Source organism: Thioclava sp. FR2 (genome assembly GCF_051200875.1).
Lineage (GTDB): Bacteria > Pseudomonadota > Alphaproteobacteria > Rhodobacterales > Rhodobacteraceae > Pseudotabrizicola.
On sequence record NZ_CP195191.1, the window covers coordinates 77,826 to 92,129 of the forward strand.

General features: G+C 60.1%; 15 protein-coding genes and 2 pseudogenes. 10 read left to right on the forward strand and 7 right to left on the reverse strand.

The annotated features are described in order from the left end of the window. The first annotated feature begins 108 nt into the window (after positions 1 to 108). From ACSBLW_RS00300 to gndA, 3 genes are read left to right on the forward strand one after another with little or no spacing between them, the layout of a single operon-like run. Positions 109 to 1,143 (forward strand): L-idonate 5-dehydrogenase, encoded by a 1,035-nt coding sequence (locus ACSBLW_RS00300; RefSeq protein ID WP_435258264.1) that lies wholly within the window; start codon positions 109 to 111, stop codon positions 1,141 to 1,143. A 10-nt stretch (positions 1,144 to 1,153) separates the two neighbouring features. Then, a complete protein-coding gene (locus tag ACSBLW_RS00305; protein WP_435258265.1) occupies positions 1,154 to 2,044 on the forward strand; it encodes an SMP-30/gluconolactonase/LRE family protein in 891 nt (296 codons plus the stop codon). Further along, the gene (gndA, locus tag ACSBLW_RS00310) at positions 2,041 to 3,444 is read left to right on the forward strand and encodes an NADP-dependent phosphogluconate dehydrogenase (protein WP_435259994.1); all 1,404 of its coding nucleotides are present in this window, start codon (positions 2,041 to 2,043) and stop codon (positions 3,442 to 3,444) included. The genes ACSBLW_RS00305 and gndA overlap by 4 nt, the downstream gene beginning before the upstream one ends. On the opposite strand, the gene ACSBLW_RS00315 is transcribed toward gndA, so the two are convergent. The 6 genes from ACSBLW_RS00315 to ACSBLW_RS00340 form a co-directional block, all read right to left on the reverse strand. After that, the gene (locus ACSBLW_RS00315) at positions 3,445 to 4,428 is read right to left on the reverse strand and encodes an Ldh family oxidoreductase (RefSeq protein ID WP_435258266.1); all 984 of its coding nucleotides are present in this window, start codon (positions 4,426 to 4,428) and stop codon (positions 3,445 to 3,447) included. A 95-nt stretch (positions 4,429 to 4,523) separates the two neighbouring features. Further along, positions 4,524 to 5,705: an efflux RND transporter periplasmic adaptor subunit gene (locus ACSBLW_RS00320; RefSeq protein WP_435258267.1), complete on the reverse strand. Its 1,182-nt coding sequence runs from the start codon at positions 5,703 to 5,705 to the stop codon at positions 4,524 to 4,526. Between the two features lie 2 nt (positions 5,706 to 5,707). After that, positions 5,708 to 8,068 carry an ABC transporter permease gene (locus ACSBLW_RS00325; RefSeq protein WP_435258268.1) on the reverse strand — a complete coding sequence of 787 codons (2,361 nt, stop codon included), beginning with the start codon at positions 8,066 to 8,068 and terminating at the stop codon, positions 5,708 to 5,710. Then, on the reverse strand, positions 8,062 to 8,775 hold the full coding sequence (locus ACSBLW_RS00330; RefSeq protein WP_435258269.1) for an ABC transporter ATP-binding protein: 714 nt from the start codon (positions 8,773 to 8,775) through the stop codon (positions 8,062 to 8,064). Before ACSBLW_RS00330 ends, ACSBLW_RS00325 begins: the two co-directional genes overlap by 7 nt. A gap of 363 nt (positions 8,776 to 9,138) precedes the next feature. Then, on the reverse strand, positions 9,139 to 9,567 hold the full coding sequence (locus tag ACSBLW_RS00335) for an SRPBCC family protein (protein ID WP_435258270.1): 429 nt from the start codon (positions 9,565 to 9,567) through the stop codon (positions 9,139 to 9,141). Between the two features lie 95 nt (positions 9,568 to 9,662). After that, positions 9,663 to 11,078 (reverse strand): MFS transporter, encoded by a 1,416-nt coding sequence (locus ACSBLW_RS00340; RefSeq protein ID WP_435258271.1) that lies wholly within the window; start codon positions 11,076 to 11,078, stop codon positions 9,663 to 9,665. Between the two features lie 226 nt (positions 11,079 to 11,304). On the opposite strand from ACSBLW_RS00340, the gene ACSBLW_RS00345 reads away from it, so the two are divergent. The 5 genes and pseudogenes from ACSBLW_RS00345 (at position 11,305) to ACSBLW_RS00365 (ending at position 12,942) form a co-directional block, all read left to right on the forward strand. Beyond that, positions 11,305 to 11,502 (forward strand): hypothetical protein, encoded by a 198-nt coding sequence (locus tag ACSBLW_RS00345; RefSeq protein WP_435258272.1) that lies wholly within the window; start codon positions 11,305 to 11,307, stop codon positions 11,500 to 11,502. Between the two features lie 182 nt (positions 11,503 to 11,684). Beyond that, on the forward strand, positions 11,685 to 11,960 hold the full coding sequence (locus ACSBLW_RS00350; RefSeq protein WP_435258273.1) for a DUF6194 family protein: 276 nt from the start codon (positions 11,685 to 11,687) through the stop codon (positions 11,958 to 11,960). A gap of 144 nt (positions 11,961 to 12,104) precedes the next feature. Continuing rightward, positions 12,105 to 12,224 (forward strand): annotated as a pseudogene (locus tag ACSBLW_RS00355) (IS5/IS1182 family transposase); the annotation flags it as partial. Continuing rightward, positions 12,206 to 12,436: a transposase gene (locus tag ACSBLW_RS00360; RefSeq protein ID WP_435258274.1), complete on the forward strand. Its 231-nt coding sequence runs from the start codon at positions 12,206 to 12,208 to the stop codon at positions 12,434 to 12,436. The pseudogene ACSBLW_RS00355 and the gene ACSBLW_RS00360, both read left to right, overlap by 19 nt. A 158-nt stretch (positions 12,437 to 12,594) precedes the next feature. Further along, the gene (locus tag ACSBLW_RS00365; protein WP_435258275.1) at positions 12,595 to 12,942 is read left to right on the forward strand and encodes a hypothetical protein; all 348 of its coding nucleotides are present in this window, start codon (positions 12,595 to 12,597) and stop codon (positions 12,940 to 12,942) included. A gap of 212 nt (positions 12,943 to 13,154) precedes the next feature. Here the strand turns inward: ACSBLW_RS00365 and ACSBLW_RS00370 are convergent. Then, a pseudogene (locus ACSBLW_RS00370) lies at positions 13,155 to 13,256 on the reverse strand (IS5/IS1182 family transposase); the annotation flags it as partial. A gap of 198 nt (positions 13,257 to 13,454) precedes the next feature. On the opposite strand from ACSBLW_RS00370, the gene ACSBLW_RS00375 reads away from it, so the two are divergent. Together ACSBLW_RS00375 and cueR are read left to right on the forward strand one after the other, a co-directional pair. Then, positions 13,455 to 13,667 carry a DUF6194 family protein gene (locus ACSBLW_RS00375; protein ID WP_435259995.1) on the forward strand — a complete coding sequence of 71 codons (213 nt, stop codon included), beginning with the start codon at positions 13,455 to 13,457 and terminating at the stop codon, positions 13,665 to 13,667. 157 nt (positions 13,668 to 13,824) lie between these two features. Beyond that, the gene (gene cueR, locus ACSBLW_RS00380; protein WP_435258276.1) at positions 13,825 to 14,277 is read left to right on the forward strand and encodes a Cu(I)-responsive transcriptional regulator; all 453 of its coding nucleotides are present in this window, start codon (positions 13,825 to 13,827) and stop codon (positions 14,275 to 14,277) included. Positions 14,278 to 14,304: the final 27 nt, after the last annotated feature.

Below are 14,304 nucleotides of genomic sequence, written 5' to 3' on the forward strand. Positions count from 1 at the left end.
CTTTGCGCGGCTGTCTATGTTACCGATAACAGATAACAAGGGGTGTGGCCCGTCAAGTCCACATGCCTTGTCCAAGGCGAGGGGCGCCTTGTTCTGCCGGGAGATGCCATGAAAGCCATTGTCATTCACGCCGCAAAGGATTTGCGGATCGAAGACCACCCAGAGGAGGTTCCGGGGCCGGGACAGGTGCGGCTGCGTCTGGCTGCGGGTGGGGTCTGCGGGTCGGACCTGCATTACTATAACCACGGTGGCTTTGGCGCGGTGCGGCTGAAAGAGCCGATGATCTTGGGGCATGAGGTTTCCGCCTATGTCGAGGCTTTGGGACCGGGAGTTTCCGGGCTGACAAAGGGGCAATTGGTGGCGGTCTCGCCCTCGCGGCCCTGTGGGGGGTGCAAGTTCTGCCTTGAAGGCTTGCCGAACCAATGCCTGAACATGCGTTTTTACGGCAGCGCCATGCCCTTCCCACATATCCAGGGGGCGTTCCGCGAAGTGCTGGTCGCGGATGCCAGCCAATGCATTGATGCGACGGGTCTAAGCGCGGGCGAAGCGGCGATGGCCGAACCGCTGGCCGTGACGCTGCACGCAACCGCGCGGGGCGGGTCGTTGCTGGGCAAGCGGGTTCTGGTCACGGGCTGCGGGCCGATTGGAGTCTTGTCGATTTTGGCCGCGCGACGGGCGGGGGCCGCGGAAATCGTGGCGACCGATCTTTCCGACTTTACCCTGTCCCTTGCGGCGAAGGTCGGCGCGGATCGGGTGATCAACAGCGCGAAGGAGCCCGATGCGCTTGCGGCCTATGCCTCGGACAAGGGCTATTTCGATGTGCTTTATGAATGCACCGGCGTTGCGGCGGCCTTGGCGGGCGGGATTGCCGCGCTGCGCCCGCGCGGGGTGATCCTGCAACTGGGCCTTGGCGGGGATATGGCGGTGCCGATGATGGCCATCACGGCCAAGGAACTGGAACTGCGCGGCTCTTTCCGGTTTCATGCGGAATATGCCATCGGGGTCGGCCTGATGCAAAAGGGGCTGATCGACGTCAAGCCGCTGATCACCCATAGCCTTGGGCTGGATCAGGCCGAAGAGGCGTTCAAGCTGGCCAGTGACCGGACACAGGCGATGAAGGCCCAGATCGTCTTTTCCGAATAAGGGGCTTTGCATGTCGTTCTTTGAGGTTCACGACCCTGCTTTTGCCGCCTTTGTCATCGGCAACGCCCCTGTGAAAAAGCTGGCCACGGGCTTTGACTGGGCCGAAGGGCCGGTCTGGTTTGGCGATGCTGGCTGTCTTTTGTTTTCCGACATTCCGAACAACCGCATTCTGCGCTGGACGGAAGAGGGGCTGACCACCTTTCGCGCCCCTTCGAATTACGCCAACGGCCATACCCGCGACCGCCAAGGACGGCTGATCAGTTGCGAGCACGGGACACGCCGCGTGACCCGCACCGAATGGGATGGCAGCCTTACGGTTCTGGCCGATGGTCACGCGGGTAAACGACTGAACAGCCCCAATGATGTGGTCGTGGCCCGCGATGGCAGTGTCTGGTTTTCCGACCCGCATTACGGGATCATGACCGATTACGAAGGTTTTCGGGGTGAGGAAGAACAACCCTGCGCGGTCTACCGCATTGACCCGGATGGCGGCATCGAAGCGGTGATCACCGATATGCAATGCCCGAACGGGCTTGCCTTCAGCCCAGATGAAAGCCTGCTTTATGTGGCCGATACCGGGCGGATGCATTCTAACGATCCGCAGCATATTCGCGTCTATGACATGGTTGCGGGCCGCCCCCGGAACGGGCGGCTGTTTCACAAGATCAGCCCCGGTTGCGCGGATGGCATTCGCGTCGATAGCGACGGCAATCTGTGGTCCTCGGCCGGGGATGGGGTGCATTGTATCGCGCCTGACGGGCATTTGATGGGCAAGATCCTTGTCCCGGAACTTGTGTCGAATATCTGCTTTGGCGGTCGCGCCAAGCATCGGCTGTTCATCACCGCGACGACCAGCCTTTACTCTGTCATTCTGAATCGAAAGGGCATCCAATGGCCATGATGAAACCCCAATTCGGCCTGATCGGTCTTGGCACGATGGGCGCGGCGCTTGCCCTGAATATCGCGGAAAAGGGCTTTCCCTTGGCGGTGTGGAACCGAACCGCCTCGGTCACGGCTGATTTTCATGCCGGCGCGGGGGCTTTGGCCGACCGTATCACCACCACGAAAACGCTGGAAGAAATGGTGGGGGCGATGGCTGAACCCCGGGCGATCATCCTGATGGTTCCGGCGGGGCAGGTGGTGGATGACCAGTTGCAGGCCTTGGCCCCGCTTCTGGGTGCGGATGATCTGGTGATTGATGCGGGCAACGCAAATTTCCATGACACCAACCGCCGGGCGCAAGCGGGCCTGCCGTTCCGGTTCATGGGTATTGGTGTGTCAGGCGGCGAAGAAGGCGCGCGCCACGGACCTGCGATCATGGCGGGGGGCGCGGGCGAGGATTGGCAGCGCATGGCCCCGGTGTTGCAGGCGATTGCGGCACGGGCCGAAGATGGCACACCTTGCGCCGACCATATGGGGCCGGAAGGGGCGGGCCATTTCGTCAAGGCCGTGCATAACGGCATCGAATATGCCGATATGCAGATGATTGCCGAAACCTATGGCGTGATGCGCGATGGTATGGGCATGGCGGCCGATGCCGTCGGACAGGTTTTCCGGAAATGGAATGACGGTATTCTGCGGTCTTACCTGATCGAAATTTCGGGCGAAGTGGCCTTGGCTGCCGACCCGGTCAAAGGTGGCCCGCTTTTGGATATGATCGTGGATTCTGCGGGCCAGAAAGGCACGGGGCGCTGGACGGCAGTCGAGGCGCAGCATTTGTCAGCCCCGATCCCGGTGATCGAGGCGGCGGTGATGGCCCGCAACGTTTCGGCCCGACGCGAGGAACGGGCCAAGGGCGAGGCGGCTTATGGCGCGGCCCCTGTGGCGCTGGACGGGCAGGTGACGCTTGAGGATCTGGAGCAGGCGCTGACGGCAGGCAAGATCCTGTGCTATGCGCAGGGCTTTGCCATGATGACGGCGGCAGGCGCCGAATTCGGCTGGGCGCTGGATATGCCTGCGATTGCGCGGGTCTGGCGGGCGGGTTGTATCATCCGCTCGGCCATGCTGAACGACATGGCCAAGGCCTTGTCCGAAGACCCGGCGCGGAACCTGATTTTGGCCCCTTATTTCGCGGATCACCTGCGGCGCTGCGTTCCGGCCCTGCGCCGGGTGGTGGCTGCGGGGGCGATGAACGGGTTGGCCCTTCCGGCGCTGGGCGCGGGGCTTGCCTGGTTTGACATGATGCGTACCGCGCGCGGGACGGCGAATATGATCCAGGGACAGCGCGATTACTTTGGCCTGCACGGGTTCAAGCGGCTGGACGGGGTGGATCGCCCGCACGGGCCTTGGGCCAAGGGCTGATCAGCCCCGGCCGAGGCCCATGATCTTGTCCCAAAGCGCGTCGGGTACGTCGACGCTGTCTGCGGCTTTTCGGTTCTGACCGGGAAGCCGCGCGCCCTCATCTTCGGCCACCGCCTGCGCCAACCGGGCGAAACGTGCGCCGAACCGGTCGGTGAAACTGCCTGTGTCCATCAGAAGATACATCTGCCCCAGACGATGTGGCGGACCATCGGGCAGTTTCAACCCCGCGACATCCAGCGAATTGACTGACCCTGTCATGGCGGCGGCCATCAATTCCGCCATCAGCCCCAAACCCCAGCCGCGATACCCGCCCGCACTGACGATCGAGCCTTTCAGCGCGGCCTCTGGGTTGGTCGTGGGGTGGCCTTCGGAATCTAGCGCCCACCCTTCGGGGATGGGGCGGCCATCATATTTGGCCATGGCGATCTTGCCCAAAGCGACGGCAGAGGTGGAAAAGTCGAAATGCATCGCCAGCCCCTCTTCGCCATCGGGCACTGACATGGCGATGGGGTTGGTGCCGATCACGCGGGTTTTGCCGCCCGGAGCGGCGACCACGGGCGAGGCATTGGTAAAGCCGATGCCGATGAGGCCGGCCTGCGCGATCTGTTCGGTGAAATAGCCAAGCGAGGTGCAGGTGTGGCTTTGCGCCACCGCCAGCATGGCAATGCCGGTTTCGCGGGTCAGCGCAACTGCTCGGGGCAGGGCCGCGGCAAAGGCGGGTTGGGCGAAGCCACATTTCGCGTCTGACAACAGGGCTGCGGCGCGTGGCTGGCTGATTTCGGGCATGACGCGGCCATCGACGCGGCCTGATGCCAGTTGCAGGCAATAGCTTTCCACATATTGCAGCCCGCAGATCACATTGCCATGCGCCTCGGAATGCGCTGTGGCCTTGGCCACCTCATCCGCCTGCCAGTCCCCCGCGCCATGGGCAATAAGAGCCTGTTTGGTCGCCGCGTGAATTTGCGAAATAGTCTGGACCGCCATAGTGCCCCCTTGTGCGATGTGCGAACTGTGGGGGATTAAAACTGACGGCTCAAGCGGGGAATGGGCCTTTTCCGGCCCGCGCCGCCTTTTTCGTTTTATCCGCCGATCAGTGGCTTTTCCTCAACCGCGCTGCCGTTTTCCACAGTGTCAGCGGGATGCACGATGACGGTTGCGCCCTCTGTCAGACCATCCAGAACCTCGGCGAATTCATCGTTGCGTCTGCCAAGGGAAACGATCTGCAAAGCGGCCTTCCCATCCTCAACGGAATAGACGGCCCAATCGCCTTTGGATCGGAAGAGAGCAGAAACCGGAACACGCAAGATGTTCTGCGCCATGTCGATTGTGATCCTTGCCGTCACCCGGAACCCGTGGCCAAGGGCTGGCGGCGCTGGCGCAAGCAGGGAGAGGCGCACCTCGACCCTTTGTTCTTCGATCCCAAGGGCCGAGATCTTTGTCGTGGCCCCGGGTTCGACACGCTCGACCCGTGCGGCAAGATCCGGTCCTCCCCAACCGGTGATCGTTGCCTCTGCGCCTTCTGCGATGTTCACAGCCTCACGCGAGAGGACGCTGACCATGATTTCCAGATCCTGAAGATCGCCGACTTCCATGATCGGAGTACCGGCCTGAAGCACCTGTTCATCCTCGGTCCTGACCCCCAGGATGCGGCCTGTGACGGGCGATGTCACATGGATGCAGCAAGCCGTATCTTCAGCGTAATCGCCGTTCAGCATGGCTTTGGCGCTGTCCAGCTCCTTTTCTCGGACCGCAAGGTTGGCGCGAGCACTGGCCAGTGTCGCCTCGGCGGTGCGTTCGGCAAGGACCGCATCATCCAGCATCCTTTGCGAAAGGGCCGCACGTTCGAAAAGGGCGCGGGTACGATCCGCCTCGGCCCGTGCGAAGGTGAGAGAGGCTTCGGCCTGCACCAATTGACTGCGGGCGAGTTCGACAGCGGCAGCGGCGGCGGCGGCTGTCGACTCGGCCACGGCGCGGGCGCGAGAGTCGAGCAAGGCTGGCGTAACGGGGCCGATCTGTGCAAGCACTTGACCTGCGGTCACGGCGTCGCCGGGGTGAAGGGTGACGCGCTGCAAAAGCCCGGTGATCGGGGCCGAGATCACAACGACCTCTCGGACGCGGGCCTCACCTTCCGCCTCGACACGAACAGTCACATCGCCGCGTGTGATCGGGGCTGTTTCGACCGGGACGGGATCTGGCAGGAACACCCACACGAGAACGGCGCAAGTTGCGATGAAGGCTGCAATACTGATCAAGTGGCGCATGGTCACTCCCTTGTCTTCAGAACGGCAATGAGGTCGAGACGCTCGATCCTGCCACGGATGGCTAGGGCCGAAAGCAGTGAGGCGGCGATGACGATCAGGCTTGCGGTGCCATAGACTTCGCGGCCCATGACGAAGGGCACGCGATACAGGTCAGACGAAAAAGCGGCCACCATCGCCCGGCCTATGCCATAGCCAATCAGCCAGCCAAGGGGTTGCGCCAGCAGCACGACGATCGCCAGTTCCGAGAAAATGACAGCCGAGACCTCGGCACGGGTGAAGCCAAGAACACGCAAACTGGCCAGTTCGCGCCCCTGTTCCGAAAGCGCTATGCGTGAAAAGTTGTAGACGACCCCCAGCGAGATGATGGCGGCCAACGCCACATAGACAGTGACCATCACGACGATGTTTTCCGCCAATGTGGCGCGAAATCGTGCCACGGTCTGAGCAGTGACATTCAGGAAGCCTGTCTTTGGCGCGGCAGCGGCGGCCGCATAGAATGCTGTGGCCTCGGCCTCGTCCAAAAGGATGTTTGCGCCGGAAATCAGCGGCCCTTCGCCCGTAGCGCGACCAAGGGATTTCAGATCCATAGCGGCACTGAGCCCGACATAGCCCAAAGAGATGCCACTGACCGGCAGTTCAATCGTCGCGCGACGACCTTCAAGGAATTCAACGGTTACGCGGTCACCCGTGCGAAGCTGAAGCGCATTTGCCAATGCTTCGCTGACAATCAAGCCGGCCTCGGGCATCGGCATTGGGTCCAGTTCCGGGGAAAGGACGCGGGAAATGCGCGCATCATCGGGCCGCCCTTCCACGGCCAGCCGTTTTGAGAATGTGCCATGCGTCAGCTTGGCCGGAACTATGCGAAAGGCCTCTGCGGCCATTACCCCCGGCATGTGCCGAATGTCTGCCAAGGCGGCTGGGGGTTCGGGCGAAATGAACACCATTTTCGCATCCTGGCGATCAGCCAGTTGAAACGTGACATTGATCATGTGGTCTATGGACCCAAAGGACCAGAGCGAGGCCACAAGGATGGCAACGGCCATTGCCGTGCCAAGCACGCTTGAAAGGGTGCGAAAGGGCCAATGCAGAAGGTGGCGCGCGACCATCCGCTTGGTTTGACGCAGTCGAACCGACCGCAAGAGCCTGCCTGCGCCGCTTTGATAATCGGCTGGGGCTGGTGGGGCCATTGCCACAGCAGGGGGCAATGACAGGACCGCGCGTAACGATTGCAGCGCGCCACCCGCTGCCGCGATCGTCGTGACCAAGGCGGCAAGGCCGTAGACCCGGAAGTCTGTTCCGAAATCGAGGAAGGGGAAGGAGAAGAACTTGGCATAAAGCCGTGCCAAGCCCGCCCCCAACCATGCGCCCGTAACGAAGCCGATCAGGATGCCTGCAAAGGCGATGATCAGAACGAATTCAAGGTAGTGCTGCGCGATCTGTCTGGGCATATAGCCAAGCGCCTTGAGCAGGCCGATCTGTTCGCGTTCCAAGGTGATCAGGCGAGACAAGGTCATATGCACCAGCATCGCTGCAACCAAAAGAAAGATCGGTGGCAGAACTTTCACCATCGCGCCGAGTTGCATGAGTTCGGCATCCAGAAAGGCATGGGATGTCTGCTCGGCCCTTCCAGTTGCCCCACCGCCGCCATAGGGGGCGGTCAGGCGGTCAACGGCTGCGATGACCTTGGCCTCGGACACACCCGGTGCCAGTCGAAGGACAAGGTTGGAAAAAGCGCCTTTCAGGTCGAATGCCTGTTCAAGTGCTGGGCGCGGCATCCAGACCACGCCAAAGCGACGCGGATCGGGCATCATTTCGCCCGGGCCCAAGGCATAGATGTACTCTGGCGACAGGGCGATGCCAAGGACCTGCAAGTCGCGTCGATTGCCGTTCATCACCACGGTCAGCCGCGAGCCGGGCCGGATACCATGCGCCGAGGCGAAATCCTGAGACACGACGATTTCCGTCGAGGCGTCGGGCTCTGGCAAGCGACCTTCCCGCAGGTGCAGGCGGTTCTGGCCGTCTGGCTTTGGCAGGCTGACCATCAGCAAGGAGGCGGGTTCGCGCATGCCTTCGATTTCGTGCCGTCCAAGCTTTACGATGCGGGGTTCCGCCTGAAGCACACCCTCAATGGCTCGAATATCCTGAACCAAGGATAGGGGTGCCCGAACGACGTCGCTGAAAAGGTTGGAGAAGTTGTAGTCGGCATAGTAGCGGTCGCGCGTGTCTGACAGGGCTTGGTGTGCCCCGTTGCCAAGGATCAGCGTCGCGACCCCGGCGGCAAGCACAAGCGCAATGGCCAAGGCTTGGCCCCAAAGCCTTCGCAGATCGCGCAATGACTTGCGCCGGAGAGGAGAGATCACCATGACATCTGATCCGGGCGTTTGCGTGTGGGGTTTGAAACCTCTTCCACAATGCGCCCGTCTGCAAAGCGCAGTGTGCGATCGCCAATCTGCTGGATGGTTGCGTTATGGGTGATGATCAGCGTCGTCGCGCCCGTCGAGCGGTTCGCCTCTGCCAAAGCCTCTAGCACCAAGACACCGGTCGCGCTGTCCAAGGCCCCGGTCGGTTCATCGCAGAACAACAGTTGCGGATGTTTCGCGATCGCGCGGGCGATGGCCACACGCTGTTGCTCGCCCCCCGAAAGCTGGGCGGGGAAGTGATTGAGGCGCGCCGACAGGCCGACTATATCCAGCGCCTCTTCGGGCCGCATCGGATTGGCGGCGATTTCTGTCACAAGCGCCACGTTTTCGAGTGCGGTCAGGCTGGGGACGAGATTGTAGAACTGAAAAACAAAGCCCACATGATCGCGTCGATACCGGGTCAGGTCCGCATCGCCGAAGGCCGTAATGTCCTGCCCTTCAAAATGGATGGACCCAGAAGTGGCGTGATCTATGCCGCCAAGGATGTTCAGAAAGGTGGATTTCCCGGATCCCGAAGGGCCAAGGACGACGATGAATTCACCACGGCGTGCCGTGAAATCGACATCTCGGAGAGCCTGCACCTTTCTTGGGCCGTTCCGATAGGTCTTGGTCAGCCCCTGCGCTTCGATGACGAATTCGCCAGATGTCACGCCACCCTCCGCATTGCGTTGCAGATGCGACCATAAGCAAAACCCGGAATATGGCTTTGACGCAAGTCAACGCCCAACAACAATAGACTGACTTTGGCTGACACCAAGCGCCTTTCGCGGCCGCAAAGGCATGTTGGTGCTCTTGTCTATGTGCCGATGAGTGCGGCGGGTTCGAATGGGGCTAAGTCGTTTGGATTGAAGACATCTGTCCTTGGGGTCAGGACTCCTTCTGGTATCGTTGCCAGACCATAACGATAGCCGCGAGGGTGACGGCCGAGAGGAAGACCTTTGATCTGTCGTAGTGAGTTGCGAACCGTCGTCCGACTTTCAACGTGCCGAACATGGTCATCGACGCGGGGCCCGCTATGGCTCTTGGGAAGGCTTTACCTCCAGACACCTGCGCTCGGTCGCACGGCATTCGGTTGCGATCACCGCGCCGAAAACCGGGCGAAGCAGTTGGTTCAGGGTGCCGAACGCTTCAAGCGAGACATAGATTCTTGCACGTCCCCGATAAGCCTCCACTGCATGTTTACCGACGAAGATCAGTCTTTCTTGCTCGCGCCGCTCCCATTCAAAGACATGGGGTGGGTCGAACTGTGTAATCTGCCATGTGGCGGCTGGCTGAAGTGGCTGTTTCAACCTGTAACGGCTTCCGATTGCCATTGGCAAAGGAGGGACCGGTGTCACTTGCCGAACTGTCGGCATCCACGACGGCCATCGAGCGACATCGCTTATCACCGACCACACCAGTTCCGGTTGCGCATCAATCTCATGCCATCGTTCAACCTTCATCAGTTTGCTCCCTCTCATGAGCTGCTTGGTCGTGCCTAGACCGACCGCGGGTGAGGTCGGGGGCCCCCGCCCCGAAGGCCGGGGGCTTGCTTCGATCAGCCGACAGGAACGTCGGCTGCTTTGCCGTTTGCCCGGACGAAGATGATGGCGACTATGCTGGCAAGCAGTCCGGCAAGAGCGGCGCCAAGGAAAGCGGCGCGGTAGCCGGAAAGAACATCGACAGCCTCATGTGGTGCGCCAGCCAATTGGGACGCGGCCACTGACACCATGATCGCAAGACCAAGAGCCGAGCCTACCTGATAGGTCGTGTTGATCAAGCCAGAGGCCAGACCCATATCCTCGGGCGCCGCCCCTGCCATGCCGGTCATCGTGACCGGAATATAGGCAAGCGACATGCCAAGCGCCGCGATCAGTGACGCCGGCAGGACCGAGGCCAGATAGGTGCCGTCGGCGGGGATCGCCGAAAGCAGGCCGAGCGCACCGCTCAGAGCCAGCAGGCCAATGACCATGACAGGCTTTACGCCAAAACGGCCGATCAGCGGACCCGTCAGCTTTACCATGAAGACCATGATGACCAGCGTCATCGGCAAAAGCGCGAGGCCCGAGCCAAATGCAGACAGGTTGAGAACAGACTGGAGGTAGAGGTTCAGGAAGAACCATAGTGGAATCCATGCCGCCCCAAGAAGCGCCATGACAAGGTTGCCCGCCGCAAGACCGGGTGCCCGGAACAGGCGCAGAGGCAGAAGCGGTGCACGCGACATAGCCTGAATGATCAGGAAAAGCACGAGAAGACCGACGGCCCCGCCCAGCAGCGAGAGGGTCTGAGGCACCAGCCAGCCAACCTGCTCGCCTGTCACGATGCCGTAAACCGCGGCCACAATGGCAACCGTGACCAAAGCCGAGTCGATAATGCCGATCTTTCCGCGCGAGCCGGCGACGGAGCGAAGAACGACTGGCCCAAGGGCCAGCACGGCAAGGCCCAGCGGGACGTTCACAAGGAAAGTCCAGGTCCAGCTCATCCACTCGGTGATGACGCCGCCCAGAAACACGCCAGCGGTTCCGCCAGCGGCGGCGGACGCCCCCCAGAAGCCGAAGGCGCGACCAAGTTCAGCCGGGCGCGCGCCGAAGAGGCGCATCAAGATTGACAGCGCGGCGGGCGCAATCAACGCGGCCCCGACGCCCTGCAAGGCACGGCCAGCAAGGAGAACGGATTGGGTCTCGGCGAGTCCGGCGATCAGTGAAGAAGCTGTGAGCAGGGCAAAGCCGGACATGAAGATACGGCGCGCACCAAAGACATCGGACAGTTTCCCGCCGAGAAGGAGCAAGCCGCCAAAGGCGATAACATAAGCGTTGAAGATCCAGCTCAGACCGTCGTCGGTGAAGCCGAGATCGGCCTGAATGGCGGGAAGTGCGACACCGATAATCGAAGTGTCGAGAATGACGATGAATTGCGCGGCGCACAAGAGCGCCAGCGCCTTCCACCGCTTGGGGTCAGGATTGGAAAGTGACATCGGAAGAGTTCCTCTGGTTGCTATTGGCCCGCAACGATTCGTGCGGATAGCTCGGCTCCTCAGGTGTCCAATGCTGGTAGGGTCAACACACCTCCCAGCATGTCAGGGTGCAGGCTGAGCGTTCCTTCTGCGGGTGCCTTGCCCGCCTTCGGTTTTCGCATTGACCCTCCCTGCATGGGAGGCCGGAGAAGGCGATTCGAAAGAAGCCAATCTCCAGGAGACTGCAATGACACACCTGACCTCCCCCCCTGCCCAAAGATCACTGATCGGACATCTGCTTCAGATCCTCCGGTCAGCAACCCTTGAACGTTTGGCCCTGCCCGATGTTGAGGGAAAGGAAATGGATGAGCATATTCTTCTGGAATCCTACCTTGTCCGGACGCCGCCTGAACTGTTCGCTGCGCCAAAGGCACCGTTCCTGTAGGTGTAAAGGCCAAACAGGATGAAGGCCGATACGGCACCCGAAGGATTACAGTCCAGCAGGCGAACCTTTGGCTTGTCCTGTCTTCATCTTGCTACGGCGCCAATCGAACCGGCAATGACCTCGGGCAGCATTTCGTCCGTCGCCTGCGGCCATCATCCGCAATTTCGAATAAGGTACTTGTGATGAAAGAAGAGATGACAATTGACGAAATCTTCGCGCATGTCCTCCGGTCCTGTGATGGCGTGATAGAAGACAGGAACTGGGGAGAACGAGGAATTTTCTACAACCCGGGGAAAGTGCTGCCCAAGAGTATCTATGTCCTTACAATCAAGGACAAGGACAGCCCGAATGACAAGGCATCACAGGTCAATCGCCCCGGCGTCTTTCGGCTCAATCTGGGGATATCAAGACCCGCATTCACAAAGCTCTTCGGAGACGTTCCTTCGCGACCTACCTGAAGGCGCACCGCACGGCGTCAAGCCTGTGGGTGAAAAAGGGGGGGCGACGATCAACGCGGGCGCCTGATCTGGCGCACAAAGGGAGGGCTGAACACCAAGCTGCATGCCGTGACCGATGCCAAGGGACGGCCCCTGAAGTTGTTCATGACTGCGGGCCAAGTCAGCGACTACACCGGCGCCGCCGCCCTGCTGGCCAGCCTGTCCGGCGCCGAATGGCTGATTGCCGACAGGGGTTACGATGCCGAATGGTTCAGGGAAGCGTTGAAAGACAAGGGGATAAAGCCACGCATCCCAGGCCGAAAGTCTCGCGGCAAGGCCTCCACTACGACAAGCGCCGCTACAAACGGCGCAACCGCATCGAGATCATGTTCGGCAGGCTCAAGGACTGGCGTCGCGTCGCTACTCGCTACGATAGATGCGCGAAGACCTTCCTCGCCGCCGTCGCCCTGGCCGCAACCGTCGTGTTCTGGCTTTGACGATCAATGAGTCTGGGCCCTAGACCGAAACGAAGCTGAAGCGCCCTTGATTTGAACATTGTTGATCGTCAACATTCTGATTGACAGGGTCGAGGTGGCATTCGAGAAGTGCGTGAAAGCAGGACATTGTTCAGAACCAACGGGAGATATCCCTTGTCATGAGTTTTGCATTGCGTCTGGATACTTTTGGCCGAACAATTTTGTGGGTTGCCGCGGGGCCTATTCTTGCGTGGCCAATCATAATTATCATTCATGCGGTTCTCTCGTGGTATTTTGCCGACCAAGGTGGAGGCGCATATTTGGCAAATGCTAAAGAGGCCGACTCACTGCGTCTATTTACATGGCTTGCAGTCACTCCTTCTGTTTATGCGCTCTGGCGTATTATACGTAACCAAGACGGATTTTCAGAAGTTGGTCTAATTGCGACAATCTTCCTGTGGTTAATATGCTTTGGATGTAGTGTTCTAATTGTTGGCTTGTCCGGGCTCTGGTGGTTTGGCTATTGAGAAGAAATGCCTCAAAGAGGGATAATTATTCACCACAATCCCCAAATCTACCGTCTTACTCCACTGCTTTTACCTGATTTCCCAACTCCAGTTGAGCTACAGCCGAAAGGTCAGTAGCGTTCAAGAGAAATTATCTTGATTCAAATTTTATATTTTATGTGGCACTTACCCTCACGCCTGCGCTGTGCTTTAGGGTCCAAACTCATTGATCGTCAAAGCCAGAACAGGACGGTTGCGGCCAGGGCGACGGCGGAGAGGACGGTCTTCGCGCATCTATGGTAGCGAGTAGCGACGCGACGCCAGTGACTGCAGCGGTCGGGTGCCATCTTCCCACCATTGGCAACTTGTAGTAGCCACCCGTTTCCGTAGTGGCTACAGCCGAGTTTCCGCAAACTTGGGAAATCCAAAAAGAAAACACTTCCTTTGCTGTAAAATCCGACTGACGACGGGTGATGAGTTGGTCACTTCATTCGTTTTGCGTGTCAACTTGAGCCGAAATCACTCGGTCCCTTATTGGCCGGTACCCACCGAACTCGACCACCCGCTTGAGCACACCCTCCAGCCTGAACTCCGCCACGCCTGAGATCTCGCCGCACCCGGTTTACGGCTGGATGTCCTGGATCGCGGTTCTAAACCCAAGCCGGGTGACATTTGCGACTCTCGTGCCACTGATAGATGAGGCGGTTGGCATCGCGGCGGAAAAGTTCAAAAGGCGCAAGCGATAAGAACCAATCTTGGCGTCCACGGATGCGTCAGCCACGGCCCTGCGCCTTTGCCTGTCATACCGATCTGATTGCGCGACAAGGCTATTGACCCTCCAATAGTGGGAGCGTGCAGAAACGATTCGATCCCGGACAGACCGGAAACGAATGGAGCCAAGCCATGAATATCGGAGAAGCCTCGAAGGCGACCGGCATCTCGGTCAAGATGCTGCGCTATTATGAAGAAATCGGTCTCGTCCGTCCTGCATTGCGGGAATATTCTGGGTACCGCGTTTATTCCGACAAGAACATCGCGGTCCTACGTTTTGTTCGAAGGGCGCGCGACCTTGGCTTTCAGGTAAAGCAGATCGCGGCCCTTCTCGATCTCTGGCAAGACGGAAGCCGGGCCAGTGCCGACGTGAAATCGCTGGCGATGGACCATGTTCGCGAACTTGAGCAGCGTCGCCGCGAACTTGACGAGATGATTGCCACGCTTGAGCACCTTGCCCATCATTGCCACGGCGATGCCCGGCCCGACTGCCCGATCCTGACGGGCCTCAGCGCCGAGGAAGAAATGCTGGCGAAGGCAAAAGCGAAAAGCAAACCGCGCCGGAAATTCGCCGCGGCGGGGTGAAACCCTTTAGGCATTTCAGTCGGGAAG

Coding starts and splice junctions, on each gene's coding strand:
- ACSBLW_RS00300 (WP_435258264.1), top strand. CDS start 109: ATGAAAGCCATTGTCATTCACGCCGCAAAGGATTTGCGGATCGAAGAC.
- ACSBLW_RS00305 (WP_435258265.1), top strand. CDS start 1,154: ATGTCGTTCTTTGAGGTTCACGACCCTGCTTTTGCCGCCTTTGTCATC.
- gndA (WP_435259994.1), top strand. CDS start 2,041: ATGATGAAACCCCAATTCGGCCTGATCGGTCTTGGCACGATGGGCGCG.
- ACSBLW_RS00315 (WP_435258266.1), bottom strand. CDS start 4,428: ATGGCGGTCCAGACTATTTCGCAAATTCACGCGGCGACCAAACAGGCT.
- ACSBLW_RS00320 (WP_435258267.1), bottom strand. CDS start 5,705: ATGCGCCACTTGATCAGTATTGCAGCCTTCATCGCAACTTGCGCCGTT.
- ACSBLW_RS00325 (WP_435258268.1), bottom strand. CDS start 8,068: ATGGTGATCTCTCCTCTCCGGCGCAAGTCATTGCGCGATCTGCGAAGG.
- ACSBLW_RS00335 (WP_435258270.1), bottom strand. CDS start 9,567: ATGAAGGTTGAACGATGGCATGAGATTGATGCGCAACCGGAACTGGTG.
- ACSBLW_RS00340 (WP_435258271.1), bottom strand. CDS start 11,078: ATGTCACTTTCCAATCCTGACCCCAAGCGGTGGAAGGCGCTGGCGCTC.
- ACSBLW_RS00345 (WP_435258272.1), top strand. CDS start 11,305: ATGACACACCTGACCTCCCCCCCTGCCCAAAGATCACTGATCGGACAT.
- ACSBLW_RS00350 (WP_435258273.1), top strand. CDS start 11,685: ATGAAAGAAGAGATGACAATTGACGAAATCTTCGCGCATGTCCTCCGG.
- ACSBLW_RS00360 (WP_435258274.1), top strand. CDS start 12,206: ATGGTTCAGGGAAGCGTTGAAAGACAAGGGGATAAAGCCACGCATCCC.
- ACSBLW_RS00365 (WP_435258275.1), top strand. CDS start 12,595: ATGAGTTTTGCATTGCGTCTGGATACTTTTGGCCGAACAATTTTGTGG.
- cueR (WP_435258276.1), top strand. CDS start 13,825: ATGAATATCGGAGAAGCCTCGAAGGCGACCGGCATCTCGGTCAAGATG.